This is a genomic window from Streptomyces sp. Ncost-T10-10d (assembly GCF_900091955.1).
GTDB lineage: Bacteria > Actinomycetota > Actinomycetes > Streptomycetales > Streptomycetaceae > Streptomyces.
This window is the reverse complement of sequence record NZ_FMDF01000218.1, coordinates 146,669-165,359: the sequence shown is the minus strand read 5'-3', so window position 1 is coordinate 165,359 and position 18,691 is coordinate 146,669. Positions and strand designations below refer to the sequence as shown.

Annotated in this window: 18 protein-coding genes and 1 pseudogene; 8 read left to right on the top strand and 11 right to left on the bottom strand. The window is 71.2% G+C overall.

Annotated features, from left to right (window positions below; all coding sequences use genetic code 11):
- Positions 1-84: 84 nt before the first annotated feature.
- A complete protein-coding gene (locus tag GA0115254_RS38540; RefSeq protein WP_093899892.1) occupies positions 85-1,290 on the top strand; it encodes an NAD(P)/FAD-dependent oxidoreductase in 1,206 nt (401 codons plus the stop codon).
- The gene (locus GA0115254_RS38535) at positions 1,287-2,210 is read left to right on the top strand and encodes an RNA polymerase sigma-70 factor (RefSeq protein WP_093899891.1); all 924 of its coding nucleotides are present in this window, start codon (positions 1,287-1,289) and stop codon (positions 2,208-2,210) included. The genes GA0115254_RS38540 and GA0115254_RS38535 overlap by 4 nt, the downstream gene beginning before the upstream one ends.
- A 131-nt stretch (positions 2,211-2,341) precedes the next feature.
- Here GA0115254_RS38535 and GA0115254_RS38530 read toward each other — a convergent pair whose 3' ends face one another.
- Positions 2,342-3,673, bottom strand: a complete 1,332-nt coding sequence (locus tag GA0115254_RS38530; RefSeq protein WP_093899890.1) for an MFS transporter — start codon at positions 3,671-3,673, stop codon at positions 2,342-2,344.
- Positions 3,674-3,861: 188 nt separating this feature from the next.
- On the opposite strand from GA0115254_RS38530, the gene GA0115254_RS38525 reads away from it, so the two are divergent.
- Positions 3,862-4,197 (top strand): hypothetical protein, encoded by a 336-nt coding sequence (locus GA0115254_RS38525; protein ID WP_093899889.1) that lies wholly within the window; start codon positions 3,862-3,864, stop codon positions 4,195-4,197.
- Here the strand turns inward: GA0115254_RS38525 and GA0115254_RS38520 are convergent.
- Both GA0115254_RS38520 and GA0115254_RS38515 read right to left on the bottom strand, forming a co-directional pair.
- Positions 4,145-4,564 carry a ribosomal maturation YjgA family protein gene (locus GA0115254_RS38520; RefSeq protein ID WP_093899888.1) on the bottom strand — a complete coding sequence of 140 codons (420 nt, stop codon included), beginning with the start codon at positions 4,562-4,564 and terminating at the stop codon, positions 4,145-4,147. The two genes, GA0115254_RS38525 and GA0115254_RS38520, sit on opposite strands and share 53 nt — an antisense overlap.
- Before the next feature lie 32 nt (positions 4,565-4,596).
- A complete protein-coding gene (locus GA0115254_RS38515) occupies positions 4,597-5,829 on the bottom strand; it encodes an MFS transporter (protein WP_256102991.1) in 1,233 nt (410 codons plus the stop codon).
- Positions 5,830-6,003: 174 nt separating this feature from the next.
- On the opposite strand from GA0115254_RS38515, the gene GA0115254_RS38510 reads away from it, so the two are divergent.
- The 3 genes from GA0115254_RS38510 (at position 6,004) to GA0115254_RS38500 (ending at position 7,744) form a co-directional block, all read left to right on the top strand.
- A complete protein-coding gene (locus GA0115254_RS38510; RefSeq protein WP_093899887.1) occupies positions 6,004-6,987 on the top strand; it encodes a GlxA family transcriptional regulator in 984 nt (327 codons plus the stop codon).
- 276 nt (positions 6,988-7,263) lie between these two features.
- The gene (locus GA0115254_RS38505; RefSeq protein WP_093899929.1) at positions 7,264-7,515 is read left to right on the top strand and encodes a DUF6400 family protein; all 252 of its coding nucleotides are present in this window, start codon (positions 7,264-7,266) and stop codon (positions 7,513-7,515) included.
- Positions 7,499-7,744, top strand: a complete 246-nt coding sequence (locus tag GA0115254_RS38500; RefSeq protein WP_093899886.1) for a hypothetical protein — start codon at positions 7,499-7,501, stop codon at positions 7,742-7,744. The genes GA0115254_RS38505 and GA0115254_RS38500 overlap by 17 nt, the downstream gene beginning before the upstream one ends.
- Positions 7,745-7,782: 38 nt before the next feature.
- Here GA0115254_RS38500 and GA0115254_RS38495 read toward each other — a convergent pair whose 3' ends face one another.
- A complete protein-coding gene (locus GA0115254_RS38495; protein ID WP_093899885.1) occupies positions 7,783-8,799 on the bottom strand; it encodes a LacI family DNA-binding transcriptional regulator in 1,017 nt (338 codons plus the stop codon).
- Between the two features lie 116 nt (positions 8,800-8,915).
- On the opposite strand from GA0115254_RS38495, the gene GA0115254_RS38490 reads away from it, so the two are divergent.
- Entirely contained in the window at positions 8,916-10,808 is a 1,893-nt protein-coding gene (locus GA0115254_RS38490; RefSeq protein WP_093899884.1) for an amidohydrolase, read from the top strand.
- Between the two features lie 242 nt (positions 10,809-11,050).
- Here the strand turns inward: GA0115254_RS38490 and GA0115254_RS38485 are convergent, their stop codons facing one another.
- From GA0115254_RS38485 to GA0115254_RS38480, 3 genes and pseudogenes are all read right to left on the bottom strand, one after another.
- Positions 11,051-12,100, bottom strand: a complete 1,050-nt coding sequence (locus GA0115254_RS38485) for a Zn-dependent alcohol dehydrogenase (RefSeq protein ID WP_093899883.1) — start codon at positions 12,098-12,100, stop codon at positions 11,051-11,053.
- Positions 12,097-12,210: pseudogene (locus tag GA0115254_RS43590) on the bottom strand (acyl-CoA dehydrogenase family protein); the annotation flags it as partial. The pseudogene GA0115254_RS43590 and the gene GA0115254_RS38485, both read right to left, overlap by 4 nt.
- Before the next feature lies 1 nt (position 12,211).
- Positions 12,212-13,126 carry an SDR family oxidoreductase gene (locus GA0115254_RS38480; RefSeq protein WP_093899882.1) on the bottom strand — a complete coding sequence of 305 codons (915 nt, stop codon included), beginning with the start codon at positions 13,124-13,126 and terminating at the stop codon, positions 12,212-12,214.
- 83 nt (positions 13,127-13,209) lie between these two features.
- On the opposite strand from GA0115254_RS38480, the gene GA0115254_RS38475 reads away from it, so the two are divergent.
- Positions 13,210-14,136, top strand: coding sequence for a cyclase family protein (locus tag GA0115254_RS38475; protein WP_093899881.1), 927 nt, complete (start codon positions 13,210-13,212; stop codon positions 14,134-14,136).
- Between the two features lie 50 nt (positions 14,137-14,186).
- Here GA0115254_RS38475 and GA0115254_RS38470 read toward each other — a convergent pair whose 3' ends face one another.
- The 4 genes from GA0115254_RS38470 to GA0115254_RS38455 form a co-directional block, all read right to left on the bottom strand.
- Entirely contained in the window at positions 14,187-14,723 is a 537-nt protein-coding gene (locus tag GA0115254_RS38470; RefSeq protein ID WP_256102987.1) for an ATP-binding protein, read from the bottom strand.
- 518 nt (positions 14,724-15,241) lie between these two features.
- A complete protein-coding gene (locus tag GA0115254_RS38465) occupies positions 15,242-16,222 on the bottom strand; it encodes an acyl-CoA dehydrogenase family protein (RefSeq protein ID WP_093899880.1) in 981 nt (326 codons plus the stop codon).
- 7 nt (positions 16,223-16,229) lie between these two features.
- Complete coding sequence (locus GA0115254_RS38460) at positions 16,230-17,384, bottom strand: acyl-CoA dehydrogenase (protein ID WP_093899879.1); 1,155 nt, start codon at positions 17,382-17,384, stop codon at positions 16,230-16,232.
- 7 nt (positions 17,385-17,391) lie between these two features.
- Complete coding sequence (locus GA0115254_RS38455; RefSeq protein ID WP_093899928.1) at positions 17,392-18,585, bottom strand: amidohydrolase family protein; 1,194 nt, start codon at positions 18,583-18,585, stop codon at positions 17,392-17,394.
- Positions 18,586-18,691 lie beyond the last annotated feature (106 nt).

Below are 18,691 nucleotides of genomic sequence, written 5' to 3'. Positions count from 1 at the left end.
GCGCATCACATCCACCTCATGTCACAGACGGGGCGGCATCTTCCATCTGGTGGTCGTCAGCAGCGAGTGGAAGAGGACGGAACAATGAGCGCACAGCATGAGGCCGGCATGACGACCACCCACCGCGTAGTGATTCTGGGGGCGGGTTACGCGGGGATGGCCGCGGCCATCCAGCTCGCGGCCCGGGTCAAGGGGCGCGAGGGCGTGCAGGTCGTCGTGGTGAATGCGCAGGAGCGGTTCACCGAGCGGCTGCGACTGCACATGACGGCGACCGGGCAGCAGCTCGCCGAGCTGAGCATCCCGGAGATGCTGGAGGGTACGGGGGCACAGTTCGTGCGCGGCTGGGTGACGGCTGTGGACGCGGACGCGAAGACGGTGCGGATCGACGACGACCGGGTCCTGCGCTACGACACGCTGGTGTACGGGCTGGGCGGGGTCGCCGACACGTCGGCGGTGCCGGGTGTCGAGGACCACGCGTACACCCTGAGCAGCGCCCAGGACGCCGAGTTGCTGGCCGACCGGTTGGGGCGGCTCGGCAGTGGCACGGTGGTGGTCGGCGGCAGCGGGCTGACCGGCGTCGAGTCGGCCGCGGAGATCGCCGAGCGGCATCCGGCGCTGAACGTCGTGCTGCTGGGCCGGCAGGAACCCGGTGCGGCCATGAACCCGAAGGCCAAGGCGTATCTGCACGCCGCGCTCGACCGGCTGTGTGTCGAGGTACGTGCCGGGGACGAGGTGGCCAAGGTGCTGCCCGACGGGATCGAGTTGGCGGGCGGGGAGAGCATCGCCGCCGACGTGGTGTTGTGGACGAGCGGTACGCGAGTGTCGCCGCTGGCGGCCGCTGCCGGGCTGGCCGTCGACGAGCGCGGACGCATCGTCACCGACGCCGCGCTGCGGTCGGTGTCCCACCCGGAGGTGTACGCCATCGGCGACGCGGCCGCGATCCGCCAGGGCTACGGCGTCATGCACGGCACCTGCCAGGGCGGAATGCCGACCGGTGTGCACGCCGCGCTGTCGATCGACCGTGTACTCAAGGGCAAGCAGCCCAAGCCATTCCGCTTCGGCTACTACCACACGCCGGTCAGCCTGGGGCGGCACGACGCGGTCGTGCAGTTCACCCGCCCCGATGACAGCCCGCGATCAATTCATCTGACTGGCCGCATGGCGGCCAGGTATAAGGAGACGGTGACCGCCTCGCCCTGGCCGACCTACGGCCGTATGAAGAAGATGCCCGCCTCGGGCGCGTTCTGGCCCCGCGGCGGCCGCTCCACCCGGGTCCGGGAGGCCCGGTGAACGACCTGTCCGCCCACCACCCCGGCCAGCAGGTCTTCCACGAGCACCGGCGGCTGCTGTTCTCCGTGGCCTACCGCGTCCTCGGCAGCGCAGCCGATGCCGAGGACGCGGTCCAGGACGCCTGGATCAAGTGGTCGGCCGCGGACCGCTCACAGGTGGCCGACCCCAAGGCGTACCTGACGCGGATCGTGTCGAACCTGGCGCTGGGACGGCTGCGCTCCACCCGGCACAAGCGGGAGACCTATGTGGGGCCGTGGCTTCCGGAACCCATCCTCACCGGTGGAGATGCCTCCGAGGCCGTAACGGACGCCGAGTCCGTGTCGATGGCCATGATGGTGGTGCTGGAGACGCTCAGCCCGCTGGAGCGCGCGGTGTTCGTGCTGAAGGAGGTCTTCGACTTCAGCCACGCCGAGATCGCTCAGGCGGTGGAGCGATCCGAAGCCGCGGTGCGGCAGGCCGCGCACCGAGCCCGCGAGCACGTGCGGGCCCGGCGGCCACGCTTCACCACCGACCGCTCAAGGCAGCGCGAGGCCACCGAGCGGTTCTTCGCGGCCGCGACCGGCGGGGACATCAACACCCTGATGGAACTGCTGTCCCCGGACGTCACCCTGTGGACCGACGGCGGCGGCAAGGTCCGCCAGGCCCTGCGCCCGGTCGTGGGAGCACAAACAGTGGCCGCCTGGTTCGCAGCCATCGGCACGGTCACCTACCAGGGCATCGAGCCCGCCGACATGAACGCCGAACTCGTCGAGATCAACGGTGGCCCGGGCATGGTGTTCAGCGCGCCGGGACGCGTGATCGCCACCCTCACCTTCGACTTCGACGCCGACGGCCGCATCACCGCCATCCACAACGTGGCCAACCCGGACAAACTCCACGCCGTCGCCGAGGGCACCACGTACGACATCGGGACACAGTGAGCGTCGTCGCCGCGTGCTGCCACCGCAGGGGCCGGTGACCCTCGATGTCCTCCTGACGGTCGCCGAGAACCTCTCCGCCCGAGACCGGCCGGCACCGGGCGCCCGTCGGCGTCCGTTCGTGCCCGGCACCCTCAGCCAAGTACCGCGGCGGCGCCCGACGGCTCCCGGACCCGCCGGATCACCAGCGCCATCAGGGCCGCCATCGCGCACAGCGCCCCCGACGCGTACCAGACCATGTCGTACGAGCCGAACGCATCGCGCGCCACACCGCCCAGGAACGCCACCAGTGCCGCGCCCACCTGGTGAGAGGCGAGGACCCAGCCGAAGACGATGGCGCTGTCCTCGCCGTACTGCTCGCGGCACAGGGCCAGCGTCGGCGGGACGGTGGCGACCCAGTCCAGACCGTAGAAGACGATGAAGAACACCATCGGCGGATGCACCGTCGGCGCCATCAGCATCGGCAGGAAGAGCAACGAGACGCCGCGCAGCGCGTAGTAGACGGCGAGGAGCCGACGGGCGTCGAAGCGGTCGGTGAGCCAGCCGGAGAAGACCGTGCCGATGATGTCGAAGACCCCGATGACGGCGAGCAGCGAGGCCGCGGCGGTGATGGGCATGCCGTGGTCGTGGGCCGACGGCACGAAGTGCGTACGGATCAGACCGTTGGTCGAGGCCCCGCAGATCGCGAACGTACCGGCCAGCAGCCAGAACGGCCCGGTGCGGGCGGCGTCGAACAGGACGCGTACGGTGCGCCTCGCCGCCCCGCGTGCGGGTGCGGGCTTCTCCACGTAGGTGCCGCCGTAGGGGGCGAGGCCCACATCCGAGGGGTGGTCGCGCATCAGGAGCCAGACGAACGGAACGACGACCAGGGCGGCGAGGGCCACGGTCACCGAGGCCGGGCGCCAGCCGTGCTCCTCGACGATCCAGGCGCACAGCGGCAGGAAGACCAGCTGGCCGGAGGCGCCCGCCGCGGTGAGGATGCCGGTGACCAGGCCGCGCCGGGCGACGAACCAGCGGTTGGTGACCGTCGCCGAGAAGGCCAACGCCATCGAGCCGGTGCCGAGGCCGACGAGCAGCCCCCAATAGATCATCAGCTGCCAGGAGGCCGTCATCCAGACGCTGGCCAGCGCCCCGGCCGCCACCGCGGAAAGGGCCACGACGACGACCCGTCGGATGCCGAAGCGGTCCATCAGCGCGGCGGCGAACGGTGCGGTGAGCCCGTACAGCGCCATGTCGATGGAGACGGCGAGCCCGATCTCACCGCGCGACCAGCCGAATTCCGTGTGGAGCGGGTCGATGAGGAGGCCGGGCAGGGAGTTGAAGGCGGCGCCGCCGATGATCGTCACGAAGGTGACGACGGCGACGATCCAGGCGCGGTGAACGCGCCGGCGGGAGCGCCCGGGGGGGGCTGCGGGGGTGGCCTGCCGGTCGTCGGCCCGGGCGGCGCTTTCGGTTGTCTGGGTCACGTCACTCAGCTTCGGGTCATGGCGTGCACCCTCACGAGTGGCCGGAGGGACATGCTTCGCAGGAATCGGGCCATGGCGACCGATGCCTTCCGGCCCGAACGGGCTCGTATGCGCGTACGATCACCTGTCGGTCGGCGGGCGGTGCGCCCGCCGCTTCGACTTCGTCGCGCACCGAACCGGGGGATCTCATGCAGTGGGCAGCACGCCAGCAGTTCCACCACCGCTCCGTGCTGATGCAGACCTGGGGCGCCGTGCTGCTGCTCGTCGCCTGCGCCCTGTGGATCTGGCTGGGCTTCCTGCTGGCGGAACAGTGGGACGCGTACTGCTACCGCGTCTCGCAGTGCGAGGCGGTCACCGAGGTGCCGAAGCAGCTCACCCTTCTGGGGATCTCCGCCCTCCTGTCCGTCCTCGGCACGGCACTGCTCGTCGCGGGCAGTGTGCGCAGGCAGACCAGCGCCCATGTCTTCGAGGTCATCGAGATGCAGAAGTCCGAGGAGCGCGAGCGGGCGAAGCAGCAGCGGTAGCCGGGGCCACCACCGCCCAGGCGAACCCCGCCCCCACCGCGTACCAGAACAGGTCGGGGGCGTTGAAGGTCGAGCCCAGCACCAGCCGCGCAACCGCGCTGTGGCGGGAGAGTTCCGCGGGCAGCCCGGTCAGCTGCAGCAGCTCGACCGACCAGCTGAACAGGAGCGCCGCTCCGGCCTTGACGACCGGCCGGGCGCGGGGCGCGGCCACGGCGACCAGGAAACAGATCAGCACGGTGTAGAGGGCGTCCCCGGCGTACTTGGCGACGTCGCCGCCCTCGAACGCCCTGACGCCGAGCCCGGCGACGACGGTCAGCGCCGCGGCCCCGGCCGCGACCCCGCGTGCCCGTGACGCCGTCCGCGCCACCCGGGGCACCGTCCCCTCCGGCCCGCCCCCGCTCACCCGATCCGCTCCAGCCGCCGGATCGGCCGGGCCGCCAGCAGTACCGCCACCACCATCAGGTTGATCACCGCTCCGGCCAGCAGCACCTCCGGTGCGCCCAGCCGGTCCGCGACCGGTCCCGCCAGTGCCCGGCCCGCCGCCAGCATCAGCAGGGAGCCCGCCACGTCGTACGCGTGCAGGCGGTTCAGCGCCTCGGGCGGCACATGGGTCTGGACCGTCGTCGACCACATCACCAGCCAGAACGCGAACGCCGCACCCGCCACGAACTGTCCCGCCCCGAGCGCGGCCACCGACAGCCCGAGGCCGAGCACCACCAGGTTCACGCAGACCGCGGTCAGCGCGACGGCGCCCGCCGTGAGCGGGCGGCGCGGTCTCAGGCGAAGGGCGAGCAGCCCGCCGACGACGCTGCCCGCGCCGTTCACCGCCATCATCACGCCGTACGTCCCCGAGCCGTGCGCCTCGGTGACCTGGACCGCGGTGAGCGGCAGCATCGGGCCGAGCACCGTGAAGCCGTACACCGTCCAGATCGCGATCACCCCCCACAGCCAGCTGCGGGCCCGGAACTCCCGCCATCCGTCGGCCAGTTCGGCGACGAATGTACCGCGGTGCACCTCGTCCGCCGGGGCCGGGGCGAGTCGCAGCAGGAAGAGGCAGAGTCCGGAGACCAGGAACGTCGACGCGTTCGCCGCGTAGACCGCCCCGGCGCTGGCGAACCCGACGAGCATGCCCGCGAAGGCCGGTCCCGCCATGGTCATCAGCGCCTCGGAGACCCGGAGCACGGCGTTGGCGCGCTGCACGTCCGGGGCGACCCGGGGCACGGTCGAGGCGACGCCCGGCTGGAAGAGCGCGGCGCCCACACCGGCCACCGCGCTGAGCGCGTACACCGCCCACAGCGGCGGGTTGCCGACCGCGAAGGAGACCGCCAGCACGGAGGCCCCGACCAGTCGCAGCGCATCGGCGATGATCATCATCCGGCGGGGGGTGAACCGGTCCGCCAGTACGCCGCCGAAGAGCACGAAGAGCGCCAGCGGCCCCATCCAGGCCGCCAGCGCGAACCCCACCGACGAGTGCGGCCGGCCGGCCCCCAGCAGGCCCGCGGTGAGCGCCACCGGGATCATGCCGTCACCGAAGAGCGCGGCGGTACGGGCAACGAAGAAGAGCCGGAAATTACGGTTCCAGAGCTCGGCGGGCCGGATGTCGCCCAGGCCCGCACCAAGGCCCTTGCTCAGGCCCGCGCCAAGGCCGTCGCCCAGCGGCTCCTCACTCGAAGAGCCGGGCAAAAGGGGCGACGGGCTCTCGCTGCGAACGGCGGGAATGCGCGGGTGCTCTGCTGACTTTTCCTTCACGGCAGTGACATGTACCAGTTGAAGGTCTATACCACTAGGGGTGAAGGGAGTCCGCCAATGCCGCACCGAATCGCCGTCCTGGCCCTCGACGGGCTGCTCCCCTTCGAACTGGGCATCCCACAAAGGATTTTCGGCCGATCGCTCGGTTTCGAACCGCACAACAAGGGCCGCAAACTCTATGAAGTCGTGACCTGTTCCATCCGCCCGCCGGGCCCGGTCCGCACCGACGCGGACTTCACGATCAACGTCGAACGCGGCCCGGAGACGCTGGCCGCCGCCGACACGATCGTGATCCCCGCCAGTTACGAACTCGGCCCCGTCTACACGGAGGGCAGGCTCACCGACGAGCTGGCCGCCGCGTTCGCACGCATCAGGCCGGGCACCCGGATGGTCTCCATCTGCACAGGCAGTTACGTGCTGGCCGCCGCCGGATATCTCGACGGGCGGCCCGCCACCACCCACTGGTCGTCGGCCGAGCACTTCCAGCAGCTCTTCCCCGAGGTACGGGTCGACCCGGACGTCCTGTTCATCGACGACGGGGACGTCCTGACCTCCGCCGGGGTCGCCGCCGGAATCGACCTCTGCCTGCACATCGTGCGCCGCGACCACGGCACCGCCGTCGCCAATGACGTCGCCCGCCGCACGGTAGCGCCCCCGCACCGGGACGGCGGGCAGGCGCAGTACATCCAACGCCCCGTGCATGAAACGCAGTTCGCGACCACCACCTCCGCGCGCACCTGGGCACTCGGCCGCCTGGAGCGCCCGATCCTGCTGCGCGACATGGCGCAGCAGGAGTCGATGAGCGTACGGACGTTCACCCGTCGGTTCCGGGAGGAAGTCGGGGTCAGCCCCGTCCAGTGGCTGACCCGGCAGCGGGTCGAACGCGCCCGGCAGCTGCTGGAGTCGACGGACCTGTCGATCGACCAGGTGGCGCGGGACGCGGGCTTCGGGACGCCCACGTCGCTGCGGCAGCATCTGCAGGCGGCGCTGGGGGTGTCCCCCACGGCGTACCGGCGCACGTTTCGTGCGGGGAAGGCCTGACCGGGCGCGCCGGCCGTTGCCCCTCCGCACCGCTCGGACCGCCCCGCCCCGACGCCCTGGACGACCCCATGAAGTACGTCACAGTGCCGCCCGTGGACCACGTCCGCCGTCGGGGTCCCGTCGCCGGCAACACCCCACCCCCGCCGACCGATCCGAGGGCTCCTCCCCCAGGAACCCGGGGCCGCTCCGCCCCAGAGCGACTTAGGTCACCCTTCCCTGTTCCCGCTTCCGCCTGATAGGCATATGAAGCACCACCGGCACTTCGGAAGTTTCGCCATGAATAAGGGAAATCCAGACAGCCTCATACCCTTCGCCATCGATCTGACGTTCGAGGAAGCTCGGCGCCGGGCCGAGGTCGTGACCGCAATCGGGCCCGACTGGGACCCGATCGCCGCCCTCCAGGGCGAGGAAGAGGCGTACGCGCTCCTCTACTCGGGCCTGGACGCCGAACAGCAGCGCACCTACGACCTGCTGGTGGCGACCGGCGTCCTGCCGGGAAGGGGGCCGGGTCGTGCGACTGCCGATTGATCCGCACGCGGATGTGGCCCGCCGCGCCTGGATGCCCTGCCCCGTCTGCGACGACGCCCGTCATTGCGAGAACTGCGCCGACCTCCGTACCTGCCGTGAGCACTGGCGCTATCTGATATCCAACAACGGACCGGTCGTTCACCTCCAGTGCCCGCAGTGCACCCACATGTGGTCCGTGAACACGCGTCCCGACGTCACCCCGCGCGACAGCAGCGCCTTCGGCGACTGACCGACGGCAACGCGGTCGTGTGCGGGCCGCCCGTCGGATCACGGTGGCCCTTGTCGGCCGGGGCGGGTGCGGCGGCATGAGGAGCCGCGGGGGTGCAGGACCGCCGGAACGGTCATGGCGCCGGGGGGTGGTGGCGGGGCGGTGGGAGACAGGCGGGAGACCAGGGCCGTCACCGCGGTCTCGGCGATCGTCGTAGGACGCAGGGTCACGGTGCTCACCGGCGGATCGTTCTCGGCGTAGGCCGGGTCCTCGCTGGCGCAGACGAGGAGGAGGTCGTCGGGGATCCGCAGGCCGTGGCGGGCCGCGGCAGCCAGAACCTGGCGGCCGCCGGGGTCGTAGACCGTGTAGACCGCGTCGCAGGCGCGGGCGGCGAAGAACGCGTCGAAGGCGTGGCCCGGGGTGTCGTACGGGTCGCAGGTGAGGAACAGCGTCTTGTGGCCGTGCTCGCGGCACCACTGCTCGTACGCGTGGGTCACGGCCCGGGTGTAGTGCTCGTCGCCGTACCCGGCGTGCAGGGCGATCCGCCGGGCGCCCGAGGCCGCCAGGTGGCCGAGGACCTCGCGCGTGGTGGCGGTGTGGTCGTTGTCGACCCAGACGTCCCCGGGCCTCGGATCGACGGGCCGGCCGTCGAAGACGAGCGGGATGCCCCGCGCGCGCAGGGCACGCAGCACCGGGTCGCCCGCGGGGCTGTCGAGGAGCAGCATGCCGTCCACGGTGAGGGTGTGCCACGGCGTCTCGGCACCGCGGGTGGCGGGGAGGATGGTCAGGGCGTAGCCGTGGGCGTGCGCGGTGGCGGTGGCGGCGGTCAGGAGCCGGGCGAAGTACGGGACTTCGAGGAAGTTCCAGGCCGATCCGGCGTAGGTCGTGACGGCCACGCCCAGGGTCCCCCCGGCCCGCGGGGTCCGCCGGGCGCCGTAGCCGAGCGCGGTGGCCACCTCGCGGACCCGGCGGCGCGTGGCGTCGGCGAGCCGGCCGGTTCCGTTGAGAGCGTGCGAGACGGTGGCGGTGGAGACCTCGGCGGCGCGGGCGACATCGGCGAGGGTGGGCCCTGACATGGCGCCATCGTAGGGATTGCGGTGCGGATTCCGTCGTACGGGGTGGGTTCTGGTTACGGCGTTAATCAATGAGGGTCCGGCCACAGCAACGCAGCCCAACAACCCTTGGAGTGGTCATGACTTCTTCTTTCGCCCGGCGGAGCGTGCTCGCCGCGGGTGCGGCCGGACTGGTGGGTGCGGCGGCCGGCCCCGCAGCCGCCGCGCAGCGGGGTGCCGCGCAGCGGGGTTCCGCGGCCTTGGTCATCCACAACGCACGGGTGTTCACCGGGCTGCCCGGCGCCCGCCCTGTCGAGGCCGTGGCCGTCGGGCGCGACGGCCGGATTCTCGCCACCGGCCGGGGCCGCGAACTGCGCCGCCTCGCCGGACGGGACACCGAGATCCTCGATGCGCGCGGGGCCACCGTGATGAGCGGCATCCACGACGGCCATGTGCACCCGCTCGGCGCGGGCGAGCGTTCGCTGCGCCCCTCCCTGGAGGGCGCCGAGACGACCGCCGAGCAACTCCTCGCGATCCTCACGGGTTTCCTCAAGGACACGCCCGGCCAGGAGCCCGACGGCTGGCTGGTGGTCTCGGACTGGAACCCGGTCGGGCTGCTGCCGCAGGGCACCCTGCCCCACCACTCCCTGCTCGACACCCTCCCCACCCGCCGCCCGATCGCCCTCCTCGGGGGCGACGGCCACAATGCCTGGGTCAACGCCCGCGCCCTTCAGATCGCGGGCATCACCGCGGCGACCCCCGATCCGGTGGGCGGAAAGATCGTGAAGGGGCCGGACGGGAAGCCCAGCGGGGTGCTCAAGGATGACGCCCAGGATCTGGTGACCCGCCACATCCCGGAGCCGAGCGAGGCCGAACTGGTCGCCGCCTGCTCCCGGGTCCTCGCCCAGGCGGCGGCCTCCGGGGTGACCACGATGATGGACGCGGCAGTCGGGCGGAGTCAGTTGACGACGTACCAGGCCCTGGCAAAAGCGGGGAAGCTGCTGCAGCGGATCGTCCCCGCGATCAAGATCGACACGGAGCTGGCGAAGGACCCGGCGGCAGCGCTCACCTATGCGCGCGGGCTGCAGCGCGCGTTCCGGGACGTACCTGGGCTGCGGTTCGGGACGAGCAAGGTGTTCCTCGACGGGGTGATCGAGTACCCGGCGCAGACCGCGGCGCTCCTGGAGCCCTATCTGGACGGCTCCGGACACCCGACGGACAACCGGGGTGAGCTGTATGTCTCCGGGCAGGATTACGGGCGGCTGACCGCGGCCTTCAACCGGGCCGACTGGCAGATGCACGCTCATGGGCTCGGCGACCGCGCGGTGCGCACGGCACTCGACGGATACGCGTACGCGCGGCGCACGACCGGGCTGCGCAACGCCCGGAACACCATCGCACACCTCCAGCTGGTGGACCCGGCGGATCTGGGGCGGTTCGCCGCACTGGACGTGGTGGCCTGCATGCAGCTCCAGTGGGCGGAACAGGACACATGGACGATGGACGCCCTCCTGCCGTACATCGGGCCCGAGCGGCACCGGTGGATGTACCCCGCCCGCTCCCTGGAGCGGCACGGGGCCCGGCTCTCGGGCGGCTCGGACTGGCCGGTGGATCCGCTCCAGGTGTGGAACCAGGTCCGGACGGCGATCGACCGCACGGGCGCGGAGGGCGACGGGCCGCTCTACCGGGAGCTGGAGGGACTGAGCCGTACGTCGGCGCTGCGCATGCACACGCACGGGACGGCGTGGCAGCTGCGCATGGACCATCTGACGGGAACGGTCCGGCGCGGTCTGGCCGCGGATCTGATCGTTCTCGACCGTGATGTGACGCGATGCCCGGTGGCGGACATCAGTGACACCCGTGTCGAGCTGACCCTGGTGGGCGGCCGGGTCGTCCACGACGCGCGCACCTCGGCGGGCAAGGCCGCGGCCGCGCGACTCGACCGGGCCGCCACCGCGCCCCGTCCGTCGGCATACGCGGCGGTGCACGGCGGACGACACAGCGCCTGCGGCTGCGGCGGCGACCGGCCGTAGCGGACCTCGGCTCCGCGCCCCTGCTCGGCGAACGGCGCCCATTCGGGTCACGCCCCACACGGAACGCCGTCCGGCAGGGGCGTGCGCCGGCCGCTCGCTTTCCGGCGCCCCCACGGCACGGCCCGGCGGTGTCTCACCGCCGGGCCGGTGGCGCGCCGAAGCTCCACCCCACGGACCCACCCGGCCGGCCACCCGCACCCCTTGACACCGGACACCCGGCGCCAACTGCACGGGATTGCCCCCTAGAACACCAGCACGCCCCGTGCCACCCGGCCGTGGTGCGCGTCGTCCGCCGCCTTGGCGAAGTCCTCCACCGCATAGGTCTCGGTGACGAGTTCGTCCAGGAGCAGACTGCCCTCCCGGTACAGGTCCGCATAGAGCGCGATGTCCCGCTGCGGGCGCGAGGAGCCGTACCGGCAGCCCAGAATCGACTTGTCCAGGTACATCGACGAGACGAGGAACGACGCCTCGGCCGTCGCCGCGGGAACACCCAGCAGGATCGCCTGGCCGTGCCGGTCCAGCAGATCGATCGCGATACGGATCAGTTCTGTCCGGCCCACGCATTCGAAGGCGTGGTCCGCACCGCCGGGCAGGATCTCCCGTACGCCCTCTGGCGACGTCAGGAAGTGCGTCGCACCGAACTGCCGCGCCACCGCCTCCTTCGCCGGGTTGGCGTCGACGGCGACGATCGTCAGGGCCCCCGCGATCCGGGCGCCCTGGATCACGTTGAGTCCGATGCCGCCCGTGCCGATCACCACGACCGTGTCGCCCCGGTCGACCTTCGCCCGGTTGAGTACGGCTCCGACTCCCGTCAGCACCCCGCAGCCGATCAGGGCCGCCGAGGTGAGCGGCAGATCGGCGGGGATCTTCACCGCCTGCACGGCCTTGACCAGAGTCCGTTCGGCGAAGGCCGAGTTGGACGCGAACTGGTACAGCGGTTTCCCGCGCCGCGAGAACGGCTGCCCCGGCATCCCGATCGCCTTGCGGCACATCGTCGGCCGGCCCCGGTCGCACTGGGCGCACGCCCCGCAGTTGGCCAGCGTGGACAGCGACACATGGTCGCCGGGCACCACATGGCCGACGCCCGCACCGACGGCCTCCACCACGCCCGCGCCCTCGTGTCCGAGGACCACCGGCGCCGGGAACGGAATCGTCCCGTCGATCACCGACAGATCGCTGTGGCACAGCCCGGCCGCTGCCACCGCCACCAGCACCTCACCGGGGCCCGGATCGCGTATCTCCAGATCGTCGACGACCTCGGTCCGCTTGCCGTCGAAGACGACGCCTCTCATCTCGGCTCCCTCGGTAGGCCGAGCACCCGCTCGGCGATGATGTTCCGCTGGATCCCGTCCGAGCCGCCGTAGATGGTGTCGGACCGGGTGAACAGGAACAGGCGCTGCGCCTCACGCGTTCGGCCGCGCCCTCGCCGCCGCCGCGGCCGCCATCTCCTCCAGCTGCGCCAGCATCGGCATCGGGTCCGTGCCCACCGTCCCCGGCAGGAAGTCCGCGATCCGTTCCGGGGTCCAGGCCCCCTCCGCGTACCCCGCCCGCAGCTCCCTCGGCTGGGCCCAGACCGCGATCTTCGGCCCTGCGATCGTGTACACCTGGCCGGTGATCTTCTCCTTGCGGGCCCGTTCGCTGAGCAGGTAGACGACGAGCGCCGCCACATCCTCCGGCTCGCCGATCTCCTTGAGTTCCATGGGCACATTGGCGGACATCCGGGTGCGGGCGACCGGGGCGACGGCGTTCGCCGTGACGCCGTACTTGTGCAGGCCGAGCGCCGCGCTCCGTACCAGCGAGATGATCCCGCCCTTGGCGGCGCTGTAGTTGGCCTGGGCGACGCTGCCCTGATGGTTGCCGCTGGTGAAGCCGATCAGCGTGCCGCCGTCCTCCTGCTTCCGCATCACCGCCGACGCGGCCCGGAAGACGGTGAAGGTGCCCTTGAGGTGGGTGGCGACCACCGGGTCCCACTCCTCCTCGGACATGTTGAACAGCATCCGTTCCCGCAGGATCCCGGCCACGCACACGACCCCGTCGATCCGCCCGTACTGCGCGAGCGCCGTGTCCACGATCCGCTGCCCGCCCGCCATCGTGGAGATGTCGTCGGCGACGGCCACCGCCTCGCCGCCCGCCGTCTCGATCTCCTTGACGACGGACTCCGCTATCTCGCTGCTCGGCTCGCCGCCCTCGATGGAGACGCCGTAGTCGTTGACGACGACCCTCGCCCCCTCGGCCGCCGCCGCGAGCGCGACCGCCCTCCCGATGCCGCGCCCGGCACCCGTCACGGCGACCACTTTGCCTGCCAAGAAGTTCCCCATGCCCGGACCCTTCCCACGGTTTCTGACGGACCGTTAGATTTTATGGGTCATCAGGTCCACGAGCACAAGCCCCGGGAGGCCCCGTGTCACTGCCGGCCGAGTTCCACGACATTGCGGGGCGGGTCAACAACTGGGGCCGCTGGGGTGCCGACGACGAGATCGGCACGCTCAACCTGATCACCGACGCGGTCGTACGCGAGGCGGTCGCCGCCGTCCGCACCGGGCTGCGCATCCCGCTCGCGCTCCCCCTCCAGCAGGACGGCGTCCAGAGCGGGCTGATCCCCGGGCGGATCAATCCGCTGCACACCATGATCCAGATCAATCAGGAGCTCTTCGGCCCCGGCACCGTCGCCACGAGCGACGACACGGCCGTCCTGAGCCTGCAGACGGCCACCCACTGGGACGCTCTCACCCACGCCTCGCACTCGGGAAAGATCTACAACGGCCGCCCGGCCGCCACGATCACCGCGCACGGCGGCGCGCAGTTCAGCGGGATCGACAAGGCACCGCACATCGTCTCGCGCGGGGTGCTGCTCGATGTGGCACGCGCACACGGCACGGACAGGCTGCCCGGCGGCCATGCCGTCACCCCCGAGGACCTGGACGCGGCCGAGGAACTGGCGGGGGTCAGGGTCAGGGCCGGTGACATCGTGCTCGTACGGACGGGGCAGGTGCAGGCCTATCTGGCGGGCGACAAGCATGCGTACGCCTATCCGTCGCCCGGTCTCTCGATCAGGACGCCCGAGTGGTTCCGTGCGCGCGATGTCGCAGCAGTCGCCAATGACACCCTGACCTTCGAGATCTTCCCGCCCGAGATCGAGGATCTGTGGCTGGGGGTGCATGCGCTGGACCTGGTCGAGATGGGCATGCTGCAGGGCCAGAACTGGAACCTGGAAAAGTTGTCCACAGCCTGTGCGGAAGAGAAGCGGTACAGCTTCCTGCTCTCCGCGATGGCGGAACCGTTCGTCGGCGCGACCGGCACCCCGGTAGCCCCGGTCGCCGTCCTCTGAAGGGGCTCGGGCCGACGCCGTACCGCAACGTGGACCGACCGCTTCAGCCTTTATGCGCGATGCGTGATGACCCGCGAAGGTTCGTACGCCTCACGGTCCGCATCCGCCGCGCCCGGTGCGCCATGAACACCTTGTACGCTCTGCGTGCCCGGGTGCACCGGCACCACCTGGATCACCGGGGCGCCCCGGTCGACCTCGCACCAGATGCGCTTCCCGGCACCTTCCGGCTGCCAGCCCCAGCGGTCCGCGAGGCCGTCGACGAGCTCAAGGCCCCGGCCGCCGGTGTCCTCGCCCGCCGCGTGGCGCTGCTGCGGCGGACGACAGCTGGTGTCGGCCACCTCGACCCGTACGGTCCCGGCCGTCCCCGCCGTTTCCGCCGCGCCGAACAGCATGCGCAGCACGGCCGGACAGCCGGTGTGGACGACCGCGTTGGTGACCAGCTCCGAGATCAGCAGGATGAGCGTCTCGGCCAGCGGCTCGTCGTCTCTTATCCCGGACCCGACCAGTCTCGATCGCGCCCATCTACGGGCCCTCCCGACCTCCGCGGGATCCGGCCCGACCTCCAGCTGAACCTGAAGCACCTGCACCGCTCACACCATCCGAACCGGCGGACACATCGCCTCGCGCCTCCTCAGGGTCACGGAACGTGATTCCCTTACGAGACAGCATGGTTGACGTACAGTCACCGCAACAAGCGCTTCGGGCATATTCCAGCGCGAAGGAGTACGCGTGGTGCATACTGTGCGACGCGCGCTGCGGGGAGTCGAACAGAGGCACATCGAGGCTGCGGGAGTCGTCTCCCGGGCAGGCCCGGCGCTTCTGCGTGGAATGCGAGCAGGGCACCTCTTCCGGACCGGAGTCGCCGCACGGGCAACATCCGGATCATCCGATTCCAGAACCTCTCGCATCCAACGGAGCGTACCTGAGCCCGGCGCCGACTCCACCCCGTGACGAATCACGCAAAGGACACAAGCCGGCATCGGAACCCACCGACTCCACTGCGTAACTCCGCAGCGTGAGGCTCAGCGGCCTGCCTGTCACCAGCATGTGTCCCGCATGCACCCGCCGTCACCGCGCCCGAAGCCTCCACGGAACCCATGCGCAATCAGCACAGGTCGGCTGCAAGCGCCTCCTCGGCCGCCGCCGCCGTCAGCCACTGCCCGGACCGCAGCCACGCCCGCTTGAGGTGCAGATGAACGTCTGCCTCCCAGGTGAAGCCCATTCCGCCGTGCACCTGAAGGCAGTCGCGCGCATTGCGGACCGCCGCATCGTCGGCGAGCAGTTTGGCGCCCGCGATCTCGGCCCGGTCCGCGGTCACGGCCGCCGCGTAGACGGCGCTGCGGGCCAGCTCGGCGCGGACCAGCATCCCGGCGCACAGGTGTTTGACCGCCTGGAAGGACCCGATCGGCGAACCGAACTGTTCACGTTCACCGGCGTGTTGGACGGCCATCTCGGTCGTACGGGCGGCGCTGCCGAGCTGTTCGGCGGCGGCGAGCAGGGCTCCCTCGTCGCGCAGCCGCGCCCCGCCGGCCAGGAGCTCGCCGGGCCCGACGGGACCCGTGACCCGCCACAGGGACGTGAACGGGTCGAGCGACCGTACCGGCACGGCCTCCCGTACGACATCCCGCAGTGCCCCGCCGGTCACGACCCGCGCCTCCCCCGGCTCCGGACCCGGCCCCGGGGTCCGCGCCTCCCCCGGCCCGAGTACGAGCAGACCGTCCGCATCCCCCAGGTGCCCCACCGGCTGCCCCGCGTCCAGCACCGCGACCACCGTCTCGCCCTCCGCCGCCCCCTTCACCGCACCGGCGGCGAGGTGGGTGGCGATCAGCGGTCCGGGCAACAGCGACCGCCCCGCCTCCTCGAAGAGAAGGACCGATTCGGGCAGCCCGAGCCCGACACCGCCCTCCGTCTCCGGCAGCCGCAGCGCGAAGAACCCGGCCTCGCCGAGCTCCCGCCACAGGGCCCGGTCGATGCCCGTGCCGTCATCGAGAGCCGCCCGCATCCGGTCCCTGCCGAAGCGCCCGGCGAGGAGTTCCCGCACCCCCGCCCGCAGGGCCCGCTGGTCGTCCGAGAGCTGGAAGTCCACAGTCCGCTCACCGCCCCTTCGGCAGGCCGAGGATCCGCTCGGCGACAATGTTCCGCTGGATCTGCGAGGTGCCCGCGGCGATGGTGTACGAGAGCGAGGAGAGCCGGTCCACGGCCCACTCCCGGTCCAGATCGGCCGCGTCCGCGCCGAGCACCTCGGCGGCCGCCTCGTACAGCTCCTGGCGGGCGTGCGAGTAGCGCAGCTTGAAGACCGAGCCGCCGGTGCCCGGGACGCCGCCGCTGCTCTGCGCTTCGCTGACGTTCCACTGGGTGAGCCGCCACAGCGCCCGGAATTCGGCGTTCAGCCTGCCCAGCCTGCGGCGCAGGACCGGGTCGTCCCAGCGGCCGTTCTTCTGCGCCTCGGCTGCCAGGGCGGCCAGGGTGCGGCGGCAGGCGACGACCTCGCCCACGAATGCCGTACCGCGTTCGAAGGAGAGGGTGACCATGGTGACCCGCCAGCCGTCGTTCTCATCGCCGATGCGGTGGGAGACCGGCACCCGCACCTCGTCGAGAAACATCTCGGCGAATTCGGTGGACCCGGCGAGCGTGCGCAGCGGGCGGACGGTGACACCGGGGGCGTCCATCCTCATCGCGAGCCAGCTGATCCCGCGGTGCCTGGGCGCCGTCGGGTCCGTACGCACGAGCAGCTCGCACCAGTCGGCGACCTCCGCGTGCGAGGTCCAGATCTTCTGCCCGCTCACCACGTAGTGGTCGCCGTCGCGCACGGCACGGGTCCGCAGCGCGGCGAGGTCCGAGCCGGCGTCGGGCTCGCTGAACCCCTGGCACCAGATCTCGTCGCCGCGCAGCACCGGCGGCAGCCAGCGCGCCCGCTGTTCGGCCGTGCCCTCGGCCGAGATCGTGGGCCCGGCGTGCAGCAGCCCGACGAAGTTCGCGCCGACGTACGGGGCGCCGGCCTTCTCGGTCTCCTCCAGGAAGATCAGATGCTGGGTCGGGGTGGCGCCCTGTCCGCCCGCGTCGACGGGCCAGTGCAGGCCCGCGTAGCCCGCGTCGTACAGCATCCGCTGCCAGGCGGTGTCGTATGCGCGGCGCCCGGGCCAGTCGTCGGGGCCGGGCTTCACGGGCAGTGACGGCAGCACGGCGGCCAGCCACTCGCGCAGCCGTGCCCGGAACTCCTCCTCGGCCTCCGTGTACGCGAGATCCACCGCGCGCCTACTTGTCCAGGTCCAGATCGAGCATCCGGATCGCGTTTCCGCGCATCAGTTTGTAGACGGTCTCGTCGTCCAGTCCCTTGACGTGGTCGAGGGCGACCTCCTTGGTGTGCGGGAAGGTCGAGTCGACGTGCGGGTAGTCGGTCTCGAAGGTGGCGTTGTCCCGTCCGACCACATCGAGCGAGGCGACGCCGTGCTTGTCGCGGAAGAAGCAGCAGAACATCTGCCGGTAGTAGTACGTGGACGGCGGCTCGGGAATCAGATCGCGCACCCCGCCCCAGGCCCGGTGCTCCTCCCAGACGTCGTCGGCGCGCTCCAGGGCGTACGGGATCCAGCCCATCTGGCCCTCGCTGTAGGCAAGCTTCAGCCGTGGGAACTTCACCAGCACCCCGCTGAACAGGAAGTCCATCATCGAGGCCATGGCGTTGTTGAAGGAGAGGCTGGCCTGTACGGCGGGCGGGGCATCGGGCGAGGCGGCGGGCATCTGCGAGCTGGACCCGATGTGCATGTTGACGACCGTGCCGGTCTCCTGGCAGGCCGCGAAGAACGGGTCCCAGTGGCCGGTGTGGATCGACGGCAGCCCGAGATAGGTGGGGATCTCGGAGAAGGTCACCGCCCGCACCCCGCGCGCCGCGTTCCGCTTGATCTCCGCCACCGCCAGGTCGATGTCCCAGAGCGGGATGATGCAGAGCGGGATGAGCCGGCCGCCGCTGTCGCCGCACCACTCCTCCACCATCCAGTCGTTGTAGGCGCGGACGCAGGCGAGCGCCACTTCTTTGTCCTGCGCCTCGGCGAAGGTCTGGCCGCAGAAGCGCGGGAAGGTGGGGAAGCAGAGGCTCGCCTCGACATGGTTGAGGTCCATGTCCTTGAGGCGTTCGGCCGGGTCCCAGCAGCCGCGCCGCATCTCGGCGCGGGTGATCCCCTCCAGCGTCATGTCGTCGCGGTCGAAGCCGACGGCGGCGATGTTCCGCTTGTACGGGAACTTGAGGTCCTCGTAGATCCACCAGTCCGTCGGCGGCCCGTCCGGGTCCATCGTGATGACGTACTTGCCCCCTGTGTACGCCAGCTCGCCGATGCCCGCGGTGAGCGGCTGCGGGCCGCGCTCGCGGTATTTGGCGGGCAGCCAGGTCGAGAAGAGGTGCGGCGGCTCGATCACATGGTCGTCGACGCTGACGATCCGAGGCAGTTCCGTCATGGTGTCCCCTTCGGCGCACACTGCACGCATCTGATGGTTCGTCAGATTCGCTTTCGGCACTCAGGCTAGCTCCGCACCCCTGGACCGACAAGGCGCAGCGCTCTAC